Source organism: Microbacterium sp. CSI-V, from assembly GCF_001984105.1.
GTDB lineage: Bacteria > Actinomycetota > Actinomycetes > Actinomycetales > Microbacteriaceae > Microbacterium.
Genome location: NZ_MTQM01000008.1, coordinates 195,219 through 216,223 on the forward strand (window position 1 = coordinate 195,219; position 21,005 = coordinate 216,223).

Here is a 21,005-nt window from a genome sequence, read left to right on the forward strand (position 1 = left end):
GGATGCCGCGCCGAGGCGCGCCCGGCATCCGGTCCGCGGTCAGGAGTAGACGTGCGGCGCGAGGACGGCGACGTCGCGGAGGTTCCGGTACTTCTCGGCGTAGTCCAGGCCGTAGCCGATGACGAAGTCGTTGGGGATGTCGAACCCGACGTAGCGGCAGTCGACCTCGACCTTCATCGCGTCGGGCTTGCGCAGGAGCGCCAGGACCTCGACGGACTCCGCGCCGCGCGACGCGAAGTTCTCCAGCAGCCAGCTGAGGGTCAGACCCGAGTCGATGATGTCCTCGACGATGAGCACGTGCTTGCCGGTGATGTCGGTGTCGAGGTCCTTCCGGATCTGCACGACACCGCTCGAGCGGGTGCTCGCCCCGTACGACGAGACCGCCATCCAGTCCATCGTGATGTGCCGGGGAAGGTGACGGGCGAAGTCGGCCATGACCATGACCGCGCCCTTGAGGACGCCGACGAGCACGACCTCTTTGCCGGCGTAGTCGGCGACGACCAGCTGCGCCAGTTCGGCTAGCTTCTCGTGGATCTGCTCCTCGGTGAGGAGGACTTCGCTGATGTCGTCGGGAATGTCGGCCGCGCGCATCCCTGAATCCTACGCGGGACGACTCAGGATGCCGCCCGCGCGACGATCTCGATCCGGCCGCCGACACGGCGGGCGAGGCATCCGGGCAGGTCGATGGGCCCCTGACCGCGCCAGTCGGTCGCCAGCCGCGCGACCTCGAGGGTCTGCGCCCGCGTGAGCGACACCCCGAACTCGCTGTCGACGACGTAGCGCACGATCCGGTTGCGCAGCGCCGCGGGGTTGGCCGCCAGCGCCGCGACCGACACCGAGATGCCCGCTTCGGCGTGCTCGACGATGTCCTCGATGGTCTCGTCGATCATGTCCTGGAACGCCGCCGCATCCTCGCGCAGCTGCTCCGCGGTGCGGGCGAGGGCCTCGGCGACACCGGGTCCGAGCTCGCGCTCGAGCGTCGGCAGCACCGTCTCGCGGACCCGCACACGCGCGTACGCGGGGTCGAGGTTGTGCGGGTCGCGCCACGGGTCGAGGCCTTCCGCGGCGCACGCCGCCGCGGTCGTCTCGCGTCGGATGCCGAGCAGCGGACGCAGCCACACCGGGCCCGTGGCATCCCTCCGCTCCGGCGACATCCCGGACAGGCTCGTGGCGCCGGAACCGCGGGCGAGACCCAGGAGCACCGTCTCGGCCTGATCGTCGAGGGTGTGCCCCACCAGCACCGCGTCGGCTCCCGTCTCGGCGGCGGCACCGGCCAGGCCGGCGTACCGCGCGTCGCGCGCGGCGGCCTCCGGGCCGCTCCCGGGCCGCACGTCGACCGCCACGACACGGGCGGCGAGCCCGAGGCCGCGGGCGAGGTCGGCGGCACGGGAGGCGATCGCGGCGGACCTGTCCTGCAGACCGTGATCGATCACGACGGCCTCCGCCCGGATGCCGAGCCGCGGCGCCTCGAACGCGGTGGCCGCCGCGAGCGCGAGGGAGTCGGCACCACCGGAGAGCGCGACGACGACGGCGCCGCCGCGCCCGTCGAGCGTGACACGGACCGCCCGACGCACCTCGGCGACGGCGGGATCGAGTCCGGGGCGCCCTTCGTGCATGGCATCCACGCTATCCGTCGTGTCGCCGTGAGTACCGGAGCCGACGGCGGCGAGGGCGCCCCGACTAGGCTGGGCGCGGAATTCCACCGATCTAAGGAGCACACGTATGGGCGCGTACGACGCCGTCATCGAGATCCCGCGCGGCAGCCGCGTGAAGTACGAGGTCGACCACGGCACCGGCCGGGTCTTCCTCGACCGCATCCTGTACACGGTGTTCGGCTACCCGGCCAACTACGGCTTCTTCGAGAACACCCTCGGCGAAGACGGCGACCCGCTCGACGTGCTCGTGCTGCTCGACCGCGACCTCTACCCCGGCATCCTCGCGAAGGTCCGCCCCGTCGGCGTGCTGAAGATGAGCGATGAGGCCGGCGGCGACGACAAGGTCGTCGCGGTCCTCGCGAAGGACCCGCGCTGGGACCACATCCAGGACGTCGACGACATCGACGACTGGACGAAGAAGGAGATCTCGCACTTCTTCGAGCACTACAAGGACCTCGAGCCCAACAAGTGGGTCAAGGTCGACGAGTGGGCGGATGCCGCCGAGGCCGAGCGCCTCGTCGACGAGGCGTTCGCGCGCTTCGAGGAGCACGACGCCCAGACCAAGACGCAGGGCGAGGGCGAGTCCCCGAGCACCCTCTGACCTCCCCGGTCATGACGAAAGCCCCCGGTCCTCGACCGGGGGCTTTCGCGTCGCTCAGACCCAGACTCCGCGGTCGCGCAGCCACGGCGCGGGGTCGGTCGTCCCGCCCCACGGCGGGTAGACCTCGAAGTGGAGGTGGCATCCGAAGGAGTTGCCCGTCTGCCCGGTCGCGGCGATCTGCTGACCGGCGGACACACGCTGGCCGTAGGAGACGTAGATGCCGCCGTTGACGATGTGGGCGTATCCGGTGCCCGAGCCGTCGTCGTGCTGGATGCGGATGTAGTTGCCGTATCCGCTGTTCAACCCGGCGTACGTGACGCGTCCGCTCGCCGCGGCGTAGATCGGCGACCAGCAGCTCGCACCGAAGTCGAGCCCGAGGTGCCAGGTGCTCGCGCAATAACTCGCGCCACACTGCCCGGTGCGCGGTCCATAACCGGACGTCGTACCGGCCCAGGAAGGACGCGCCCACCCCGAGCTGACGACATCTCCGCCTCCGCCTCCGCCGCCGCCGCCACTGCTGCTCCCGCCGCCACCGCTGCTGCCGCCTCCACCGCCGTTGTTGTTGTTGGCGGCAGCCGCCGCCGCGGCAGCCGCAGCCGCCTCGCGGGCGGCGCGGTCACGGGCCTCGGCCTCTTCGCGGGCTTTGCGCTCCCGCTCCTCGCGGGCCTTGCGCTCGGCCTCGACACCGGCCTGGTAGTCGGCGACCGTCTTGGCGGTCGTGTCCTGCAGGGCGGCCAGCTGCGCCTGCAGCACGACCTGATTGGCCTGCTGCTCGGTGAGTGCGGCCTGCGCGGCGTCCGCCGCCTGCTGCGCGGCGACCATCTTGTCTTCGGCGATCTTCTGCAGGCGGTCGCGCTCGGCCTTGGCGTCGTCGGCCTGGCCGCTGAGGTTCTTCGCGCTGTCACGGGCGGCGACCGCGGCCGCGTAAACGGAACGGTTGCGGTCGAGCAGCTTGTCCATCGTGCCGAGCTTCGCGAGGAGGTCGTCGGCGCTGGCTGCCGAGCTCGAGAAGAAGAGGTCGAGGGAGGTGTCGTCGCCGCCGGAGCGGTAGAGCTGCGCGGCCACCTTGCCGGCCTTCGTCGCGGCATCCGTCGCCTTGGCGGCCTCGGCGTCGGCTTGCGAGCGCAGCTGCTGCGCGCGGTAGTCGGCGTCGAAGAAGGCCTGCTGCGCGGTGTAGTACTCGTCGGACCGGGCGACCACCTCGGCCTGCGTGCGCTCGACCTCGGACTGCAGGCCCGCGATCAGACCCTGGATGCGGGTGATCTCGGCGCCCTTGGCGGCTTCATTCGCTCGCGCGGCCTCGACATCGGCCCAGGACGGGTAGTCGGCGGCGAAAGCGGGGGACGTCGAGATGAAGGAGGGCACCGTGGCACCGATCGCGCCGAGGGCGACGGCGCCGAAGGCACCCAGTCGCAACGCTCCGCGGCGGTCGAGCGAGGGCCACAGACGTGCGCGCTCGCTCGGGCTGGGCGCGCAACCGCAGTCGTCCGCGCCTTCGGGGGGTTCAGGCGTCACGGGAATACCTCATCTCACCGGTTCGCAACTCGCACCACAGTAGCAACACGAATCACACGAACAACAGGGCGAGTTCCCGCTGCCGCGGCCCAGTCTGGCCCCTCGACACGCCGGGGACGAGGACCGCCACGCCCCCGATTGGCAATCTCGAGAATCATGAAGTAGGCTCGGTCGTCGGCAAGTGAGCACGGAATCGCAGGATTTCGGGGTTCATCCGGCCCCATCGTTTAGCGGCCTAGGACGCCGCCCTTTCACGGCGGTAGCACGGGTTCGAATCCCGTTGGGGTCACTCGCCGAACACAATTGAACAAGCATGGCCCTGTAGCGCAGTTGGTTAGCGTGCCGCCCTGTCACGGCGGAGGTCGCGGGTTCAAGTCCCGTCAGGGTCGCTCCACAGCGACGGGCCTTCTTTCGAGGAGGCCTTTCGTCTCGGAAGCGGCAGACATGCCGCTCGGCTCTGTAGCTCAGTTGGTAGAGCGTTCGACTGAAAATCGAAAGGTCACCGGATCGATGCCGGTCGGAGCCACACGGGTGACCGTTACAGTCACCCCAGGAACCCTCGCGTAGCTTCTACATCGCGGGGGTTTCGTCTTTTTCCGGCGCCCTCGCGCCACGTGCGCGCGGCCCGCGTCACCCGACCGGGTGAGGCTCTCCCCGCCCGGGCGTTCGAACGGGCACGATGAACCGGTGAACGAATCGGTGCCGCTCGAGGTGGATGGCCGGCGCCGCACCCGACCCGGCCTCGTCCTCGCGACCGTCTGCGGCGCGCTCGCCCTCGTCTCCATCGACGTCACCGTGCTCCACGTGGTCGCCCCCACGATCGCGCGAGAGCTCCCCGCCACCGACGCCGAGCTGCTCTGGATCATCGACGCGTTCCCGTTCGTGATCGCGCCGCTCCTGCTGTCGGCGGGCGTCCTGAGCGACCGCTACGGCCGGCGACTGTTTCTCGTCGTCGGGATGGCGCTGTTCGCGGCGGCCTCGGCCGCGGCGGCCTTCGCTCCCGGACCCGTCTGGCTCATCGCCGCCCGCGCCGCGATGGCGGTGGGGGCCGCCGGCATCCTGCCCCCGACGATGTCGCTCCTCCGCGTGGCCTACCCGGATCGGCAGAAGCGCGTCCGGGCGGTGGCGATCTGGTCGATGTCGTCGGCGGCCGCCGCGGCGGCGGGCCCGGTCATCGGCGGGGTCATCGTCGCGCACAGCTGGTGGGGCGGGGTGTTCCTCGTGAACGTGCCGCTCGCGGCGCTCGTGATCGCCGCGGCGCTGCGGTGGGTGCCGGAATCGCGCTCGGATCGCCCCGGCAGCACCGACCTGGCCGGTCAGGGCCTCGCGATCGGAGCGGTGCTCGCGGCCGCCGTCGCGGCGAACAGTCTCGCCGAGCACCACGTCGAGGTGTTCATCGGCGGCACGGTGCTCTCACTCGGCCTCGGGTGGGCGTTCGTCCGGCGGCAGTTCGGGCTGGGCCGCCGGGGCGAGCAGCCCACGCTGGACATGGCGCTCTTCCGCAACGCCGCGTTCTCGAGCGCGCTCATCGCGGTGGCGTTGGCGATGTTCGCGATCGTCGGCCTCGAGCTGCAGTTCGCGCGCTACCTCCAACTCGAGCGCGGCTTCGCCCCGCTGGATGCCGCGATCGCCCTCGTCCCGCTCGCCCTGGCCACGGTGGTCGGCGCGCTGCTGTCGCCGTGGGTGCTGCGACTCCTGCGGCACCGCGCGACGATCGCGTCGACGCTCACCGTCGCGGGGCTCGCGCTGGCCGGCCTCACGCTCGCGGGTGAGCCCGTGAACCTCGCGGTCTTCGCCGCCACGACAGCGCTGGCGGGGCTCGCCATCGAGATCGCCGCGGTCAGCGCGAACGATCTCATCGTGTCGTCCGCGGGGGTGCACGAAGTCGGGGGTGCAGCCGCGCTCGAGGAGATCTCCTACGACCTCGGCGGCGGCTTCGGCACGGCTGTCCTCGGCGCCGTCGCCGTCTCCGCCCCCTCGATCGCGGGCGGCTTCCATGCCGCCGTCGCGACCTCCGCGGGGCTCCTCGTCGTGGCCGGTCTCGCGATGGCCTGGGCCCTTCGCCGCGTGTGAGGCCTGCGTCATCCCTCCCGGGCGCGCAGGTCCTTCCGGAGGATCTTCCCCGACGCGGACTTGGGGATGGCGTCGATGAACTCCACCCGCCGCACCTTCTTGTGGGGCGCGACCTCCGCGGCGACGAACTCCATGACGTCCTCCGCTGTCAGCTCCGCGCCCGGCGCGACGACCACGAACGCCTTCGGGATCTCCTGCTTGTCCTCGTCGAGGACGCCGATGACAGCGGCATCCTGGATTCTCGGATGCGACAGCAGCAGCGCCTCGAGCTCAGCGGGGGCGATCTGATAGCCCTTGTACTTGATGAGCTCCTTCAGTCGGTCCACGATCGTGAAGTACCCGTCGACGTGGTGCGTGGCGATGTCACCGGTGTGGAGGAAGCCGTCGGCGTCGATCGTGTCGGCGGTGGCATCCGGACGATTGAGGTAGCCGAGCATCACGTTCGGCCCGCGCACCCACAGCTCGCCGGGAGCGGTCAGTCCGTCAGCGCCGTGCTCCTCGATCTCGACGCCGGTCTCGGTGTCGACGAGCTTCGCCTCGACGTTGGGGATGAGCACGCCCACCGAGCTCACGGGCATGTCGTCGCGCTCCGGCGGGATCGCGTGCGACACCGGGCTGAGCTCACTCATCCCGTAACCCTGGAAGAACCGCGCGTGGATGCGACGACCGGCCGTCTCGGCCGTCTCGCCGTCCAGGGGCGCCGCGCCCGAGAACACGGTGTGGACGCTGGAGATGTCGAAGTCGTCGACGACGGGATGCTTCGCGAGGGCCACCGCGATCGGCGGCGCGATGAAGAGGAACGTGCAGCGGTGCGCCTGGATGCACCGGAGGAAGGCCAGCAGGTCGAACTTCGGCATCGTGACGAGCGTCGCGCGCTGCCGGAGCGCCAGATTCAGCAGCACCGTCATCCCGTAGATGTGGAAGAACGGCAGCACCGCGAGGACGCGGTCATCGCTTCCGAGCCGGATGCTCACGCGGCACTGATCCACGTTCGCCACGAGGTTGCGGTGCGAAAGCATCACCCCCTTCGGCACCCCCGTCGTCCCCGACGAGTACGGCAGCACGGCCACGTGCGTCTCGGGATCGAAGTCGACGGCGGGCGGGGTGCGCTGCTCCGCGAGCAGTGACCGCAGATCGAGGTGCTCCGGAGCGCCGTCCAGCACGATCACGCGGTCGTCGGGGATACCGGCCGCGGCGGCCGCTTCCGCAGCGGGTCCGAGCAGCGGCGAGACGGTGACGAGCCAGGTGGCCCCGGCATCCGTCAGCTGCGTCTCGATCTCGTGCGCGGTGTAGAGGGAGTTGACCGTCGTTACGGCGGCGCCCAGACGGAGGATGCCGTGGAAGACCGTCGCGAACGCGGGGATGTTGGGGCACAGCAGCGCGACCACCGTGTCGGTGCCGACACCCCGGTGGGCCAGCGCGCCGGCGAACGCGTCGACCTGGGCCCGCAGGCGGCCGTAGGTCGTCTCGTCGCCCGAGGCGGGGTCGATCAGCGCGACGCGGTCGAGGTCGTCCTCGTCGAGCGAGCCGAAGAGGTGGTCGTAGACGCTGTGCGACGGAACGTCGATGCGCGGGTAGGGGCTCTGGAACACGGGATCTCCTTCGATACCGACGCGGCGACGCCGCCGTGCGCTCATCCTGCCAAAGGCGGAACCCGGTGTCACGCGCCTTGATACGCAGGCTCAGCCGACTCTCAGCGCGCGGCGCCCCGGCGCCCCGGGAGCGCCAGGGAAGCGGCCATCGCGGCTGCGCAGATCCCGATCACCACGACGAACGCCGCGTCGAATCCGGCACGGGTCCCGGATGCCGTCGTCACCGCGGCGAGCACGAGAGCCGCCGTGGCCGTGCCGAAGGCGCCGCCGAGCTGCTGCGCCATGCGGGAGAAGGCGGAGGCGTGCGGCATCCGGTCGGGGGCGACGTCGAGGTACCCCGACGCCATGATGGGGACCAGCACGACTCCCAGCCCCAGGCCTCGGACGAACAGCACCCCGGCCCACACCGCGAGCGCGAGCGTGCCGTCGTCGAGGGCGAACGGCACCGTCATCACCGCGACCAGGGCGAAACCCGAGATCGCGACGGCACGCGGACCCCAGCGCGCGACCAGGCGTCCGGCACCGGCACGGGCGAGCAGCGAGCCGACGCCCTGCGGGATCAGCAGGAGAGCCGCGTCCAGCACCGACACCCCGCGATCGGCCTGGAGCGCGAGCGGAAGCAGGAAGGTCGCCGCGTAGAGGTTCGCGCCCAAGAACGCCATCGCGACGGTCGAAGCGCGCAGAGTCCGGACGCCGAGGAGACGGAGGTCGACCAGCGGATCGCGCCGACCGACGGTCCACGGCACGAACGCCACCAGCAGCACCAGCCCGACCACCGCCGGCACCCAGACGGCCACCTCGCCCGCACCGGTGCCGCCGGCGAGGTTCGACAGCGCCAGCAGCACGCCGACGAGGCCGGGGGCCAGGAGCAGGAGGCCGATGGCATCCAGAGTCGTCCGGGCACCCGACCGCCCGCCCGGCAGCCACAGGACGGCGAGGACGAGGCCGACCGCCCCCAGCGGCAGGTTGATGAGGAAAAGCCACCGCCAGTCCAGGGCGCTGAGCACGAGCCCGCCGAGCACCGGGCCGATCACGGGGCCGAGCGAGATCGGCACGCTCATCACCGCCATGGTGCGCGCCATGGCCTCGCGCGGCGTGCGCTGCATGGGCAGCGTCTGCATGAGCGGGAGCAGGAGCCCCGCGCCCGCGCCCTGGAGCGCCCGGAACGCGATGAGCTCGCCGATGCCGCTCGCCATCGCGCACAGGACGGATGCCGCGAGGAAGATCCCGGATGCCAGGATCCAGGCGTTCCGGTCCCCGAGGCGGGCCTGCACCCATCCGGCGACGGGGATGACCACGGCCAGTGCCAGCAGATAGACCGTCGACACCCACTGCAGCGTCGCGACATCGGCGCCGAGGTCTTCGCCGATGCGGTGCAGTCCGATCGCGACGATCGTGGTGTCCACGACGGGCATGATCCCGCCGACGATGAGTGCGATGACCAGCAGCCGGGTCGCACGTTCCTCCGTCACCCGACCATCCTCGTCTCGGGAACGGGCCGCTGCGTCAGAGGAGAGCGGCGATCACCCCGCCGATCGCCCCGACGATCACGACGACCCACGCCGGCGCGCGGAACGCCGTCAGCAGCACGAAGCCGATGAGCGCGAGCACGAACGGCCCGGGGCCGGTGACCGCCGTGGTGAACACGGGGGTGTACAGCGCCGCCCCGAGGATGCCGACGACGGCCGCGTTCGCCCCCCGCATCGCCGCGCGGACGCGGGGGCGACCGCGCAACGCGTCCCAGAACGGCAGAACCCCGACGAGCACGAGGAAGCCGGGAAGGAAGATCGCCACGAGAGCGACCGCCGCCCCCGCGACGCCCCCGGGCCCGACCGCGGAGTCGGCCCCGAGGTAGGCGGCGAACGTGAACAGCGGCCCCGGAACGGCCTGGGCGGCGCCGTAGCCCGCCAGGAACACGTCGGGCGACACCCACCCGGTCTGCACGACCTCGGCCTGCAGCAGCGGGAGGACCACGTGGCCTCCGCCGAACACGAGCGCACCCGACCGGAAGAAGGCGTCGGCGAGCGCGACGAGCCCCGATCCCGTGGTCGCCGCGAGGAGCGGGAGTCCGATGAGGGCGGCGGCGGCGACCACGAGGCTTCCGATCGCGACGGCACGGGGCACACCGAACGAGGGCAGGGTCTCCCCCGGCTGCTCCGCAGCCTCACGCAGCAGCACGAGACCCGCCACGACGCCGATCGCCAGCGCCCCCAGCTGTCCGACCGCGCCCGGGGCGAACAGAGCGAGCGCCGCGGCGACGACCGCGATCCCGGCGCGGGGAGCGTCGGGCGTGAGAGAGCGGGCCATCCCCCACACGGCCTGGGCGACGATCGCGACCGCGACGATCTTCAAGCCGTCGAGGATGCCGCCGCCCACCGGGCCGCCGAAGAGCGAGGCGCCCGCGGCGAACGCGACGAGCAGCACGGCGGACGGCAGGGTGAAGCCCAGGAACGCCACGATCGCACCCCAGAACCCGGCGCGCTGCAGGCCCATCGCGAAGCCGACCTGGCTGGACGCGGGGCCCGGCAGGAACTGGCACAGCGCGACGAGGTCGGCGTACGCACGGTCGTCCATCCACCGCCGCCGGGTGACGAGATCGTCGCGGAAGTACCCGAGGTGCGCGATCGGTCCGCCGAAGGACGTCACTCCCAGTCGCAGGAACGCGAGGAAGACCTCGGGAACTGTTCCGGCTCGTGTCATCCGTCGTTCCTAACGCCCCCGGGCAAACGGCGGGTGAATCCGCTCAGCGGAGCGGCCGGCGCAGGAGCGCGTCGACCAGGCGCAGCGTGCGGGTGGTGCGGTCCTGGTCGATGGAGACGTCGGCCCCGCGCACGGCGTCACGGAGGCGCTCGACCTCGCCGATCATCGGGTTCCCGGGGGCGGCGACGTCGCGGGTCTCGGGCTCTCCTCCGCGCGGCGTGAGGACCAGCCGTCGCGGCGCATCGATGGCGTCGATGGAGAGGGAGGCCTCCTCGCCCTGGATCTCGCTCGGCAGCGACGTGTCGGTGATCTTCGACCAGGCCACATCGGCGAGGAAGCCGTCGTACTCGGCGATCGCGCTGCCGAGCCCGTCCGTGCCCGAGGCGATCCCCACGCGCGCTCCCACGATGTCGCGGGGATCGCCGAAGAGGAGGACGAGCGCGTGCAGGGGGTAGACGCCCAGATCGCGCAGGGCGCTGCCCCCGAGCGCAGGGTCGAAGATGTTCGTCGGCTCGCCGGCCAGCACGTGGTCGTACCGCGCGGAGCGCTTCTCGTACCGGAACGAGACCCGGCGGATCCGGCCGAGCCGCGGCAGGAGCTCCTGGATCGTCCGGATGCCGGGGTCGTAGGCCGTGCGCATCGCCTCGAGCAGCACGACCTCCCGTTCGCGGGCGAGCTCGACGAGCTCCTCCCACTCCTCCGCCGTGAGGGCCGCAGGCTTCTCGACGAGCACCGGGATGCCGGCATCCACCGCCGCCCGCACCTGCTCGGCGTGCACGGAGTTGGGGCTCGCGATGTACACGGCGTCGCAGTCACCGGCGTCGAGCAGCCCCGCGAGGCCGTCGGCGACGCCCGGCGCCCGGACGCGTTCGGCGAAATCCCGCCCCCGGGCGAGGTCACGGGAGGCCACCCGCCCGAGCTCGACGCCGTCGACGGCGTGCACGGCCCGCGCCAGCTGCTCGGAGATGGAACTCGTGCCGACGATGCCGATGCGGATCATCCCCTCATCATCCCGTGTCCTCACCCGCGCGAGCATCCGGGGATCGCGCGATCCGTCCCGCTAGGATCGCCCTGATCGTGGGGACGATCGTCGCAACCCGGGGGAAGATTCGATGGTCACGCGCGCGCAACGACGCCGCCTCACTTCGCGGCGGGTCCGCCTGCGCCGCACGATCGTCGCGGTCGTGGCCGTCGCCCTCATCGCGGGCGGCGTGTCCCTGTTCGCGGTGCTGCGCGGGTCGACCGGCCTGCCCGTGGCGGAGACCGCGCCGCCGCCGAGCCCGACGTCCACTCCCACACCCACCCCCACCCCCACCCCGACGCCGCTCACGGCCGCGCAGCAGCTCCTGTCCTCGACGACCGACCCGCGTGCGTGCGCGGTGTCGTTCGCGGGCGAGGGCATCGCTCTCGACCCGCAACTGCAGACGCAGGACCTGCGCTTCGACAAGCTCCCGATCCCCCGGGCCGAGGGTCGCGTCTTCGCCGGCTGGTACGCCAGCGCCGCCGACGCGGCCGCCCTGACGCTCCCGGCGCGGGTGAACGGGGCCGACCTCGTCGCGTGCACCGGCCGCGAGAAGACGTTGTACGCCGCGTGGACGACACCCGAGGCGAATACGGCGGAGGACGCCGGCATCCCGATCCTGATGTACCACCAGTTCACGCGGAATCCCGAGGGCGAGGACAACTGGCTGCGCGCGAACTACATCTACATCGGCGACTTCGATGCGCAGATGGCCTACATCCAGCAGTCCGGTTTCTACCTGCCGACGTGGGACGAGCTGAGCGCCTTCATCGACGGGGCCCTGTTCCTGCCGAAGCACTCGGTCATCATCACCGACGACGACGCCGACAGCACGTGGCTCGAACAGGCGGCCCCGGTCGTCGACGGGCGCAACCTGCTCACCACGTCGTTCGTCATCACCTCGGCCCGCACCGAGGGGACGCCCAACCGCTTCGTCCTGCAGCGCTCGCACACGCACGACATGCACCGCGCCGGCGCGAACGGCAAGGGTCGCATGGTGAACGACGACGCCGACACCATCGCCGCCGATCTGGAGCAGTCCGCAGCGATCCTCGGCGCGAAGGAGGTGGTGGCCTACCCCTTCGGGCACTACGACGAGACGACCAAGGAAGGCGTCCGCCGTGCCGGATTCGAGCTCGGCCGCACCATCGAGCACGGGTACGTGCACGTCGGGACGGACAAGCTCGCGCTCCCCGTCATCCGGATGAACTACGGCATGACGGTGGACGATCTGAGGGATGCCATCGGCTGACGGCGCGCCGTGGCACCGCTCCCGGGGATGCACGCCCCGCTAGCTCCCAGCTAAATGATCCACAATGCTCATTTGGGCACGCGTCGGCCGTTCTACGCTGTGTACTTCCGGCTTCACCGAAACGCGAGTATCCATGGACCTTTCCGTCATCGTTCCGACCTTCAATGAGGGTCCGAACGTCGCCGAACTCGTCCGTCGAACGACGGCTGCGGTTCCGGGTCGTTCGGTCGAGATCATCTTCGTGGATGACTCGACCGATGACACCCCGGACGTGATCCGTGCCGTCGCCGCCGAGGCTGCGGTTCCGGTGCGGTTGCTGCACCGCGACGAGCCCGTGGGGGGTCTCGGGGGTGCGGTGGTCGATGGCATCCGGGCCGCGCAGTCCGATTTCTGTGTCGTGATGGACGGTGACCTGCAGCACCCGCCGGAGGTCATCGCCGAACTCCTCGCCCGCGCCGAGGTCGGCGACGCCGATGTCGTCGTGGCGTCCCGGTACATCGCGGGTGGGACGTCCGAGGGGCTGGCCAACGCGGTGCGCACGCTGGTCTCGCGGGGATCGACGATGCTGACCAAGGCGATGTTCCCCCGGAAGCTGCACAACTGCTCCGACCCGATGACGGGGTTCTTCCTCGTGGATCGTCGCGCGTTGGATGTCGAGGGGCTGCGCCCGCGCGGGTTCAAGATCCTTCTGGAGATCCTCGCCCGTAAGCAGATGCGGGTGGCCGAGGTGCCGTTCTCGTTCGCTGCGCGCTTCGCGGGGGAGTCGAAGGCGTCGTTCAGTCAGGGCCTGCGGTTCCTGACCCAGCTCACGATGCTGCGATTCGGGCGGATGTCCGCGTTCGCGGTCGTGGGCGGGATCGGTGCGGTCGCGAACCTCCTCATCACGTGGGCGCTGACGGGACTGGGGGTGCAGTACCTGATCGCGTCGGTCATCGCGAGCGTGCTCACCATCGTCGGCAACTTCCTCGCCCTGGAATACCTCGTGTTCGCCGACATGCGCGCCGAGTCCGGGCTGATGCGCCACCGGTTCCTGAAGTCGTTCACCTTCAACGGCATCGAAGCGCTCGTGCGCATCCCGCTGCTGTGGCTGCTGGTCAGCGCCGCGCACCTGCACGTCGTCATCGCCACCGCCCTCACGCTGATCGCGGCGTTCGTGGTCCGGTTCGTGTACCACGCGCTGGTCGTCTACGCCCCCAAGCGCAGCCGCCTCGCGCAGATGCCCCTCCCCGAGACCCTCGAAGACGAACTCGCCGCCTGACCCCACCCGCGACCAGGCAACCCCCGGTCGGCGTACGCTGGAAGCATGTCCGACGCATCCATCCGCATGTTCGGCGCCGACTGGTGCCGTGACTGCATCCGCACGAAGAAGCAGCTCGACGACCTCGGTGTCGCCTACGAGTACGTCGACCTCGTGGCCGACCCCTCGGCGGCCGACGTGGCCAAGGAGATCTCGGGCCGCACGAACATCCCCGTCGTGGTCTACCCCGACGCCTCGCACCACGTCGAGCCCTCCAACGCCGACGTCGAGGCCAAGCTCCGCGAGCTGTCGCTGATCTGACCCCGCCCGATGCTCACCGCCGCGTGGCCGGTTCGCCGACACGTGACCGGTGAGACCGGAACGGCCCTTCCCGCGTTCGTCGACCACCACGTGCACGCGCACCTGGTCGATCTGCACGCGTTGCCAGCGCGCGGTATCGCCGGAGTCCTCGACCTCGGTGGCGACCCGGTCGCCCTCGCGCGGATCGCGCGGGGTCTTCCGCACGTCGCCTTCGCGGGCGCCTTCCTCACCGTCCCGGGCGGATACCCCGGCGGACGGTCCTGGGCGCCGGATGCCATCGTGCACACGGTCTCGAACGGCTCGCCCCATCCCGGAGAACCCGGCGGTGCCCGCACCGCCGTGGACGCGCAGGCCGACGCCGGCGCCTCGGTCATCAAAGTCGCCCTGAACGCCGACGCGGGCCCCGTGCCGTCGGACGAGGTCCTCACCGCGATCCTCGTCGCCGCGCGGGAACGCGGCCTGCCGGTCGTCGCGCACGCGCAGGGCGCCGGCCAGGTCGAGCGGGCGATCGACGTCGGCGTCGAGGCCCTCGCCCACGCACCCTTCGACGGCGCGCCGTCCCGGCGGATGCTCGCGCGCGCCGCGGACAGCGGCCAGGTGTGGATCTCGACCCTCGACATCCACCGCGGCGACGCACGCACCCGAGCGGTGCACCACCTGCGCGCGTTCGCCGCGCGCGGCGGCCGCGTCCTCTACGGCACCGACCTCGGCAACGGCCCGCTCCCTCTCGGCGTCAACCGCCGCGAGCTCCTCGCGCTGCAGGACGCGGGCGTGCGCGGTGACGCCCTCGTGGCATCCCTCAGCGATCCCTGGCCCGCCCGCTCCGGTCCCGACGGCGTCCGCACGTTCGTCGCCGGACCCGCCCCCGCCGACCCCGACGACATCGCGACGTGGTTGTCGCACGCGATCGTCGTCCCGACCGAGGAGCTCAGCCGTGTCGACTGAACCGTTCGCCGCCGAGGCCGAGGCCCTGGACGCGGCCGATCCGCTGGCGGCGCACCGCGATGCCTTCGTCGGATCCGAGACGTCCCTGGTCTACTTCGACGGCAACTCCCTCGGGAGGCCGCCGCGCGCCACCGCGAGTCGGCTCGCCGAATTCGTGACGGCCGAGTGGGGCGGTCGCCTCATCCGCGGATGGGACGAATCGTGGATGGACCTGCCGTTCCGGATCGGCGACAGGCTCGGGCGCCTGACCCTCGGCGCGGCGACGGGGCAGACGATCATCGGCGACTCCACGACGGTCCTGCTCTACAAGCTGCTGCGGGCCGCGCTCTCCGAGCGTTCGGCGACCGACCCGGGACGCGTCGAGATCGTCGTCGGGCGGGACGACTTCCCCACCGACCGGTATCTCGTCGAGGGCATCGCCGCCGAGCGCGGCGCGCGGGTCGTGTGGATCGAGGTCGACACCGCCCGCGGGGTGGATGCCGACCTGCTCCGCGCCGCGGTGGGCCCGCGGACCGCCGTCGTCCTGCTCAGCCACGTCTCCTACCGCTCCGGGTATCTCGCGGATGCCGAGGAACTCACCCGCATCGCCCACGACGCCGGCGCGCTCGTGCTGTGGGACCTCTGCCATTCCGCGGGTTCCGTCCCGGTCGCGCTCGACGCGTGGGGCGTCGACCTCGCGGTCGGCTGCACCTACAAGTACCTGAACGGCGGCCCCGGAGCACCCGCCTTCGCCTACGTCGCGGCTCGGCATCAGGGGACGCTCACCCAGCCGATCCAGGGCTGGATGGGCGCGGCCGACGTCTTCGCGATGGGACCGGAATACCGCCCGGCCGACGGAATGCGGCGGTTCCTGTCAGGCACCCCGCCGGTCCTCGCGATGCTGGCGATGCAGGACACCCTGGATCTCATCGACGACGCCGGCATCGCGGCGATCCGCGCGAAATCCGTGGCCCTGACCGAGTTCGCGCTGCGGGTGGGCGATGGCATCCTGAGCCCGCTCGGAGTGACCCTGGCCTCGCCGCGCGACCCCTCGGAGCGCGGCGGGCATCTGACGCTGTCGCACCCGGCGATGCGAGCGGTCACGGCACGACTGTGGCAGCAGGACGTCATCCCCGACTACCGCGACCCGCACGGCCTGCGGATCGGACTGGCCCCGCTCTCGACGAGCTTCACCGAAACCCTCACGGGACTCATGGCCGTCGCCGAGGCGGTCCGCACCGAGAGCTGAGGCGCGACGTCGTCATCGACAAGGTGGCGGCGCTAGCCTCGGAGCGTGGTCGACCCCCTCCTCATCATCGTCGGCGGGATCGTGGTGATCTCCCTCGTCACCGTGATCGCGCCGCGATTCAACGTCGCCGGTCCCCTGGTCCTCATGGCCATCGGGCTCGGGGTGAGCCTGCTGCCGTTCGTGCCGGCGTTCGCCGTCCCGCCCGAGGTGATCCTCATCGGCGTGCTCCCCCCGCTGCTCTATTCCGCGGCCGTGCAGCTTCCGGCGATCGAGTTCCGCCGCGATTTCGCACCCATCGCCGGACTGTCGGTGCTGCTGGTCGTGCTGAGCGCGCTCGGACTCGGCCTGTTCTTCTCAGCGGTCATCCCCGGCATGGGGCTCGCGCTCGGCGTGGCGCTGGGCGCGATCCTGAGCCCGACGGATGCCGTGGCCACCTCCATCGCCAAGCGCCTGGGCATCGCTCCGCGCGTGGTCACGCTGCTCGAGGGCGAGAGCCTGCTGAACGACGCGACCGCGCTCGTTCTCCTGCGCACGGCGGTGGCGGCCGTGGCATCCGGATTCGCGTTCGCCGACGCCGTCGCGAACTTCGCCTGGGGCGTGCTGCTGGCGCTCGCGCTGGGGGCGCTCGTCGGGTGGGGCAATCTGCGGATCCGCGAGCGGGTGACCAATCCGGCGGCCAACACGGCGCTGAGCTTCACCGTTCCGTTCATCGCCTACCTGCCGACCGAACACCTCGGCGGCTCGGGACTCGTCGCCGCCGTGGTCGCGGGCATCGTCACGGGTCAGGGCGCCGCCCGGCGCTTCACCCCGGAGCAGCGTGTCAGCGACCGCGTCAACTGGCGCACCATCGAGCTCATCCTCGAGGGCGGCGTCTTCCTCGTCTTCGGCCTGGAGCTGAAGGACATCGTCGGCGCGAACCTCCGGGAGCACGAGGGGCTCTGGTACGGCACGTGGCTCGCGCTCTCGGCGCTCGGCATCGCCCTCGGCGTGCGAGCGCTGTACGTCGCCGGTCTGATCTGGCTGCAGGGTCGACGCAGCCGCGGGCACTCCCGGTACCGCGAGCGCGCTGAACGCATCGGGGAACGGGTCGACCAGCTGCACGAGGCCTATCGCTCCGACCCCGAGACGTTCGGCCGCCGCGGAACGGATCCCGAGCGCGCAGAACGCCGATTCTCGTGGATGCGCCGACGGCTCGCCCGCACCACGGCCGACCTCGACTACTACCGCGACAGCCCCCTCGGTTGGCGCCACGGCGTCATCGTCGTATGGGCGGGGATGCGCGGCGTCGTCACCCTCGCCGCCGCGCAGACCCTGCCCAGCGAGGGCGTGTCGGACCGCCCGCTGCTCATCTTCGTCGCCTTCCTCGTGGCCCTGTTCAGCCTGCTGCTGCAGGGACTGACGCTGACGGCCGTCGTCCGCGCGGTCGGACTGTCGGAGGGCGGCGGAGAAGGACCCACGCGCGAAGAACAGCACGCCCTGGATGCCGAGCTGCGACAGGCCGCGGTGGCCGCGGTCACGTCGGGCACCCTCGCCCGCCGCAACGGCGAGGCGTTCCCCGCGGATCTCATCGAGCAGGCCGGAGCGCGGCTGACCCGCCCGCCGGACGACGACGTCACCACGCGGGCGCGCGACCTGCTGGAGCTGCGGCTCGCCTCGATCGACGCGATGCGCCAGGAACTCAACCGCATCAGCCACGACGGGCGGTACAGCACCGCGGCGCTCCGTCACGCGCTGGCCGAACTCGACGCCGACCAGTTGAGCCTCGAGCTGCGCATCGACGGCGACGACTAGGCGTCCCGCCCCCGCCGTCCCGCCAGGACGGGCGCGCGACGAGACGGTTGCGAGCCGCGGTGTGCGGCACAATGGACGTGGAGGTGCCCATGAGCGATCCGATCCCGACGCCGACGTCACCGGCGGACGCCACGAGCGCCGCTGTCCCCGTCGCGCACACCGCAGCCGACTGCCCGCAGTGCTTCACCGAGATGCAGGGCGACGGCGCGTGGTGGCGGGCTCGTCCCGCCGGGTCGCGCCTGGTCGGACTCGTCGTCTCGCGCGACGGCCTTCCCTCCGTCGTGCAGCAGCGCGACGATCTGACCCGATTCGGCGTGCCCATCGAGGGGTTCCGCCACCCGGCGCCCGAGACCCTCGAGGACTGGGCGGCCCGCCTCGATCGCTTCTTCGGCACGCTGACCCGCGGCGACGTCCTGGTCGTCACGACCCTCGAGGCGCTCGGGGTGTCGCGCGCCGACGCCTCGCGCGCCGTGGCGGAGCTGCGTCAGCGCGGGGTCATCGTGAAGGTGCTCGCCCACGGTGACCGCCACCTGCACACCGCCACGGTGACTCCCCCGGCCTGAGCGTCGCCGCCGCGGCGCCCGCCCGCGGGCCGTCCCGCCGGCGTTCGACGGCGTCGGTCAGGATCCGACGTAGCGCGCGAGGTGCTCGCCCGTGAGGGTGGACCGACCGTCCACGAGGTCGGCGGGAACCCCCTCGAACACGATCGATCCGCCATCACGTCCGGCCCCCGGGCCGATGTCGATGATCCAGTCGGCATGCGCCATGACCGCCTGGTGATGCTCGATCACGACGACGGTGTTGCCGGCATCCACGAGGGAATCCAGGAGGGCCAGCAGGGTGTCGACGTCGGCGAGGTGCAGGCCCGTCGTCGGTTCGTCGAGCACGTACACGGCCCCCTTCTTGGCCATCGAGATCGCCAGCTTCAGGCGCTGGCGCTCACCGCCGGACAGGGTGTTGAGCGACTGCCCGAGCGTGATGTACCCGAGCCCCACATCGACCAGCCGGCCCAGCACCGCGACCGCCGGCCCGGTGGTGAGGAATGCGGATGCCTCGGCGATCGACATCTGCAGCACCTCCGCGATGTTCCTGCCGTCGAGGGTGTACTCGAGAACCTCGTCCGCGAAGCCCGTGCCGCCGCAGAGTTCGCAGGCCGTCTCGACCGTGGACTGGAAGCCGAGCTGGGTGACGATCACGCCCAGCCCGTTGCACGCGGGACACGCGCCCTCGGAGTTCGCGCTGAACAGCGCCGGCTTGACGCCGTTCGCCTTCGCGAAGGCCGCGCGCACGGCGTCGAGGATGCCGGTGTAGGTCGCGGGGCTGCTTCGCCGGGAGCCCTTGATGGGCGACTGGTCGACGACGACGACGTCGTCGAACGCCGGAAGATTGCCGTGGATGAGAGAGGACTTGCCCGACCCGGCCACCCCGGTCACGACGGTCAGGATGCCGAGGGGGACGTCGACGTCGACGTTCTTGAGGTTGTGCTGGGTTGCCCCGCGGATCGGCAGCGCGCCGGTGCGCTCCCGGACCGAAGGCTTCAGTCGCGCGCGGTGATCGAGGAAGCGGCCGGTCAGCGTGTCGGAACCGCGGAGTCCGGCGACATCGCCCTCGTACTGGATCGCCCCGCCGTCGCGACCGGCGCGGGGACCGAGGTCGACGACGTGGTCGGCGATCTCGATGACCTCGGGCTTGTGCTCGACGACGAGCACGGTGTTGCCCTTGTCGCGCAGCTGGCGCAGGGTGTCGTTCATCCGCTGGATGTCGTGGGGGTGCAGCCCCGCCGTCGGCTCGTCGAAGACGTACGTGATGTCGGTCAGGCTCGAGCCGAGGTGACGGATCATCTTCGTGCGCTGCGCCTCGCCCCCCGAGAGGGTGCCGCTCGCGCGGTCGAGGGAGAGGTATCCGAGCCCGATGTGGACGAAGGCATCGAGCGTGTCGCGGAGACCGTCGACGATGGGGGCGACGGACGGGTCATCGATGGTGCGCACCCAGGCGGCGAGGTCGGTGATCTGCATCGCCGCGGCATCCGCGATGTTGATCCCGTCGATGCGCGACGAGCGAGCCCCCTCGTTGAGCCGCGTACCGCCGCACGCGGGGCACGGCACGAACGTGACGGCGCGGTCGACGAAGGCGCGGATGTGCGGCTGCAGCCCGTCGCGGTCCTTCTGCAGCATGCTCTTCGTGATCTTCGGGACGAGACCCTCGTAGGTCATGTTCGAGCTGGCGATCCGCACCTTCCGCTGCTCGCCGTAGAGGAAGGTCTGCCGCTGCTCCGGGGTGAAGTCGCGCACGGGGGTGTCACCGTCGAAGAAGCCCGCCTCCGCGAAGATCCGCACCATCCAGCCGTCGGCGGTGTAGCCGGGCACGAGGATCGCGCCGTCGTTGAGCGAGAGCGACTCGTCGACGAGCTGGGAGACGTCGATGTCGCTCACCTGTCCGAGCCCCTCGCAGTCCGGACACATGCCGCCGGTGATCTCGAACGACCGCCGCTCCCTCTGCCCCTTTCGGGCTCCGGTCGCGATCGTCACGGCTCCCGCGCCGGAGAGGGACGGGACGTTGAAGGAGAACGCCTGCGACGACCCGACGTGGGGCTGCCCGAGCCGGCTGAAGAGCACGCGCAGCATCGCGTGCACGTCGGTCGCGGTGCCGACGGTCGAGCGGGAGTTGGGAGCCATGCGCTCCTGGTCGACGCGGATCGTCGCGCTGAGGTTCTCAAGCGCATCGACCTCGGGCCGCGCGGGCTGCCCCATGAACTGCTGGACGAACGTCGGGTAGGTGTCGTTGATCAACCGCTGCGACTCGGCGGCGATCGTGCCGAACACCAGCGACGACTTGCCCGAACCGCTCACGCCCGTGAACACCGTCAGGCGCCGCTTCGGCACGTCGACGTCGATGTTCTTGAGGTTGTTCTCGCGTGCACCGCGCACGCGGATGACGCCGTGGGCGTCGGCGGGGGCATCGGGCATGGCGGCCTCCTCGGATGGGTCGCCCCTCAGTGTGCCCGAGGCCTCCGACATGCGCGACCGTGCGACGGCGCCCGCGTGCCCGCAGGAACGACGTCGCCCCCGCGGACG

General features: G+C 71.3%; 17 protein-coding genes and 3 tRNA genes. 12 read left to right on the plus strand and 8 right to left on the minus strand.

The window, feature by feature from the left end; translation table 11 throughout:
• Window positions 1-39: 39 nt before the first annotated feature.
• The gene (gene hpt, locus CSIV_RS07580) at window positions 40-591 is read right to left on the minus strand and encodes a hypoxanthine phosphoribosyltransferase (protein ID WP_077050806.1); all 552 of its coding nucleotides are present in this window, start codon (window positions 589-591) and stop codon (window positions 40-42) included.
• 23 nt (window positions 592-614) lie between these two features.
• The gene (tilS, locus tag CSIV_RS07585) at window positions 615-1,616 is read right to left on the minus strand and encodes a tRNA lysidine(34) synthetase TilS (protein ID WP_077051354.1); all 1,002 of its coding nucleotides are present in this window, start codon (window positions 1,614-1,616) and stop codon (window positions 615-617) included.
• 106 nt (window positions 1,617-1,722) lie between these two features.
• Here tilS and CSIV_RS07590 point away from each other — a divergent pair, with 106 nt between their 5' ends.
• Window positions 1,723-2,256: an inorganic diphosphatase gene (locus tag CSIV_RS07590; RefSeq protein WP_077050807.1), complete on the plus strand. Its 534-nt coding sequence runs from the start codon at window positions 1,723-1,725 to the stop codon at window positions 2,254-2,256.
• A 54-nt stretch (window positions 2,257-2,310) separates the two neighbouring features.
• Here CSIV_RS07590 and CSIV_RS07595 read toward each other — a convergent pair whose 3' ends face one another.
• Entirely contained in the window at window positions 2,311-3,771 is a 1,461-nt protein-coding gene (locus CSIV_RS07595; RefSeq protein WP_077050808.1) for a peptidoglycan DD-metalloendopeptidase family protein, read from the minus strand.
• Between the two features lie 216 nt (window positions 3,772-3,987).
• On the opposite strand from CSIV_RS07595, the gene CSIV_RS07600 reads away from it, so the two are divergent.
• The 4 genes from CSIV_RS07600 to CSIV_RS07615 all read left to right on the plus strand — a co-directional run bounded on the left by CSIV_RS07600 (window position 3,988) and on the right by CSIV_RS07615 (window position 5,844).
• Window positions 3,988-4,060 (plus strand) — tRNA-Glu (locus CSIV_RS07600).
• A 26-nt stretch (window positions 4,061-4,086) separates the two neighbouring features.
• Window positions 4,087-4,160: transfer RNA gene (locus tag CSIV_RS07605), tRNA-Asp, on the plus strand.
• Window positions 4,161-4,224: 64 nt separating this feature from the next.
• Window positions 4,225-4,297: transfer RNA gene (locus CSIV_RS07610), tRNA-Phe, on the plus strand.
• Between the two features lie 161 nt (window positions 4,298-4,458).
• Window positions 4,459-5,844, plus strand: a complete 1,386-nt coding sequence (locus tag CSIV_RS07615) for an MFS transporter (RefSeq protein ID WP_077050809.1) — start codon at window positions 4,459-4,461, stop codon at window positions 5,842-5,844.
• Between the two features lie 8 nt (window positions 5,845-5,852).
• Here the strand turns inward: CSIV_RS07615 and CSIV_RS07620 are convergent, their stop codons facing one another.
• The 4 genes from CSIV_RS07620 to CSIV_RS07635 form a co-directional block, all read right to left on the minus strand.
• Window positions 5,853-7,436, minus strand: a complete 1,584-nt coding sequence (locus CSIV_RS07620; RefSeq protein WP_083735049.1) for an AMP-binding protein — start codon at window positions 7,434-7,436, stop codon at window positions 5,853-5,855.
• A 101-nt stretch (window positions 7,437-7,537) separates the two neighbouring features.
• Entirely contained in the window at window positions 7,538-8,908 is a 1,371-nt protein-coding gene (locus CSIV_RS07625) for an MDR family MFS transporter (protein ID WP_077050811.1), read from the minus strand.
• A gap of 34 nt (window positions 8,909-8,942) precedes the next feature.
• Window positions 8,943-10,136 (minus strand): chromate efflux transporter, encoded by a 1,194-nt coding sequence (gene chrA / locus CSIV_RS07630; protein WP_077050812.1) that lies wholly within the window; start codon window positions 10,134-10,136, stop codon window positions 8,943-8,945.
• Between the two features lie 43 nt (window positions 10,137-10,179).
• Window positions 10,180-11,136: a Gfo/Idh/MocA family protein gene (locus tag CSIV_RS07635; RefSeq protein ID WP_077050813.1), complete on the minus strand. Its 957-nt coding sequence runs from the start codon at window positions 11,134-11,136 to the stop codon at window positions 10,180-10,182.
• Window positions 11,137-11,248: 112 nt separating this feature from the next.
• Between CSIV_RS07635 and CSIV_RS07640 the strand changes: the two genes are divergently transcribed.
• The 7 genes from CSIV_RS07640 to CSIV_RS07670 all read left to right on the plus strand — a co-directional run bounded on the left by CSIV_RS07640 (window position 11,249) and on the right by CSIV_RS07670 (window position 18,494).
• Window positions 11,249-12,409 (plus strand): polysaccharide deacetylase family protein, encoded by a 1,161-nt coding sequence (locus CSIV_RS07640; RefSeq protein ID WP_077050814.1) that lies wholly within the window; start codon window positions 11,249-11,251, stop codon window positions 12,407-12,409.
• A gap of 133 nt (window positions 12,410-12,542) precedes the next feature.
• Window positions 12,543-13,667, plus strand: a complete 1,125-nt coding sequence (locus CSIV_RS07645; protein WP_077050815.1) for a glycosyltransferase — start codon at window positions 12,543-12,545, stop codon at window positions 13,665-13,667.
• A gap of 45 nt (window positions 13,668-13,712) precedes the next feature.
• Window positions 13,713-13,967, plus strand: coding sequence for a glutaredoxin family protein (locus CSIV_RS07650; RefSeq protein ID WP_077050816.1), 255 nt, complete (start codon window positions 13,713-13,715; stop codon window positions 13,965-13,967).
• Between the two features lie 42 nt (window positions 13,968-14,009).
• Window positions 14,010-14,912 carry a hypothetical protein gene (locus CSIV_RS07655; protein WP_238592347.1) on the plus strand — a complete coding sequence of 301 codons (903 nt, stop codon included), beginning with the start codon at window positions 14,010-14,012 and terminating at the stop codon, window positions 14,910-14,912.
• On the plus strand, window positions 14,902-16,140 hold the full coding sequence (locus CSIV_RS07660) for a kynureninase (RefSeq protein ID WP_077050818.1): 1,239 nt from the start codon (window positions 14,902-14,904) through the stop codon (window positions 16,138-16,140). The genes CSIV_RS07655 and CSIV_RS07660 overlap by 11 nt, the downstream gene beginning before the upstream one ends.
• A gap of 45 nt (window positions 16,141-16,185) precedes the next feature.
• Window positions 16,186-17,931 carry a cation:proton antiporter domain-containing protein gene (locus CSIV_RS07665; protein WP_077050819.1) on the plus strand — a complete coding sequence of 582 codons (1,746 nt, stop codon included), beginning with the start codon at window positions 16,186-16,188 and terminating at the stop codon, window positions 17,929-17,931.
• Window positions 17,932-18,020: 89 nt separating this feature from the next.
• On the plus strand, window positions 18,021-18,494 hold the full coding sequence (locus tag CSIV_RS07670) for a dehydrogenase (RefSeq protein WP_077051355.1): 474 nt from the start codon (window positions 18,021-18,023) through the stop codon (window positions 18,492-18,494).
• A 57-nt stretch (window positions 18,495-18,551) separates the two neighbouring features.
• On the opposite strand, the gene CSIV_RS07675 is transcribed toward CSIV_RS07670, so the two are convergent.
• A complete protein-coding gene (locus tag CSIV_RS07675; RefSeq protein ID WP_077050820.1) occupies window positions 18,552-20,897 on the minus strand; it encodes an ATP-binding cassette domain-containing protein in 2,346 nt (781 codons plus the stop codon).
• Window positions 20,898-21,005 lie beyond the last annotated feature (108 nt).

Coding starts and splice junctions, on each gene's coding strand:
- tilS (WP_077051354.1), bottom strand. CDS start 1,616: ATGCACGAAGGGCGCCCCGGACTCGATCCCGCCGTCGCCGAGGTGCGT.
- CSIV_RS07640 (WP_077050814.1), top strand. CDS start 11,249: ATGGTCACGCGCGCGCAACGACGCCGCCTCACTTCGCGGCGGGTCCGC.
- CSIV_RS07675 (WP_077050820.1), bottom strand. CDS start 20,897: ATGCCCGATGCCCCCGCCGACGCCCACGGCGTCATCCGCGTGCGCGGT.
- CSIV_RS07670 (WP_077051355.1), top strand. CDS start 18,021: ATGAGCGATCCGATCCCGACGCCGACGTCACCGGCGGACGCCACGAGC.
- CSIV_RS07590 (WP_077050807.1), top strand. CDS start 1,723: ATGGGCGCGTACGACGCCGTCATCGAGATCCCGCGCGGCAGCCGCGTG.
- hpt (WP_077050806.1), bottom strand. CDS start 591: ATGCGCGCGGCCGACATTCCCGACGACATCAGCGAAGTCCTCCTCACC.
- CSIV_RS07645 (WP_077050815.1), top strand. CDS start 12,543: ATGGACCTTTCCGTCATCGTTCCGACCTTCAATGAGGGTCCGAACGTC.
- CSIV_RS07635 (WP_077050813.1), bottom strand. CDS start 11,136: ATGATCCGCATCGGCATCGTCGGCACGAGTTCCATCTCCGAGCAGCTG.
- CSIV_RS07650 (WP_077050816.1), top strand. CDS start 13,713: ATGTCCGACGCATCCATCCGCATGTTCGGCGCCGACTGGTGCCGTGAC.
- chrA (WP_077050812.1), bottom strand. CDS start 10,136: ATGACACGAGCCGGAACAGTTCCCGAGGTCTTCCTCGCGTTCCTGCGA.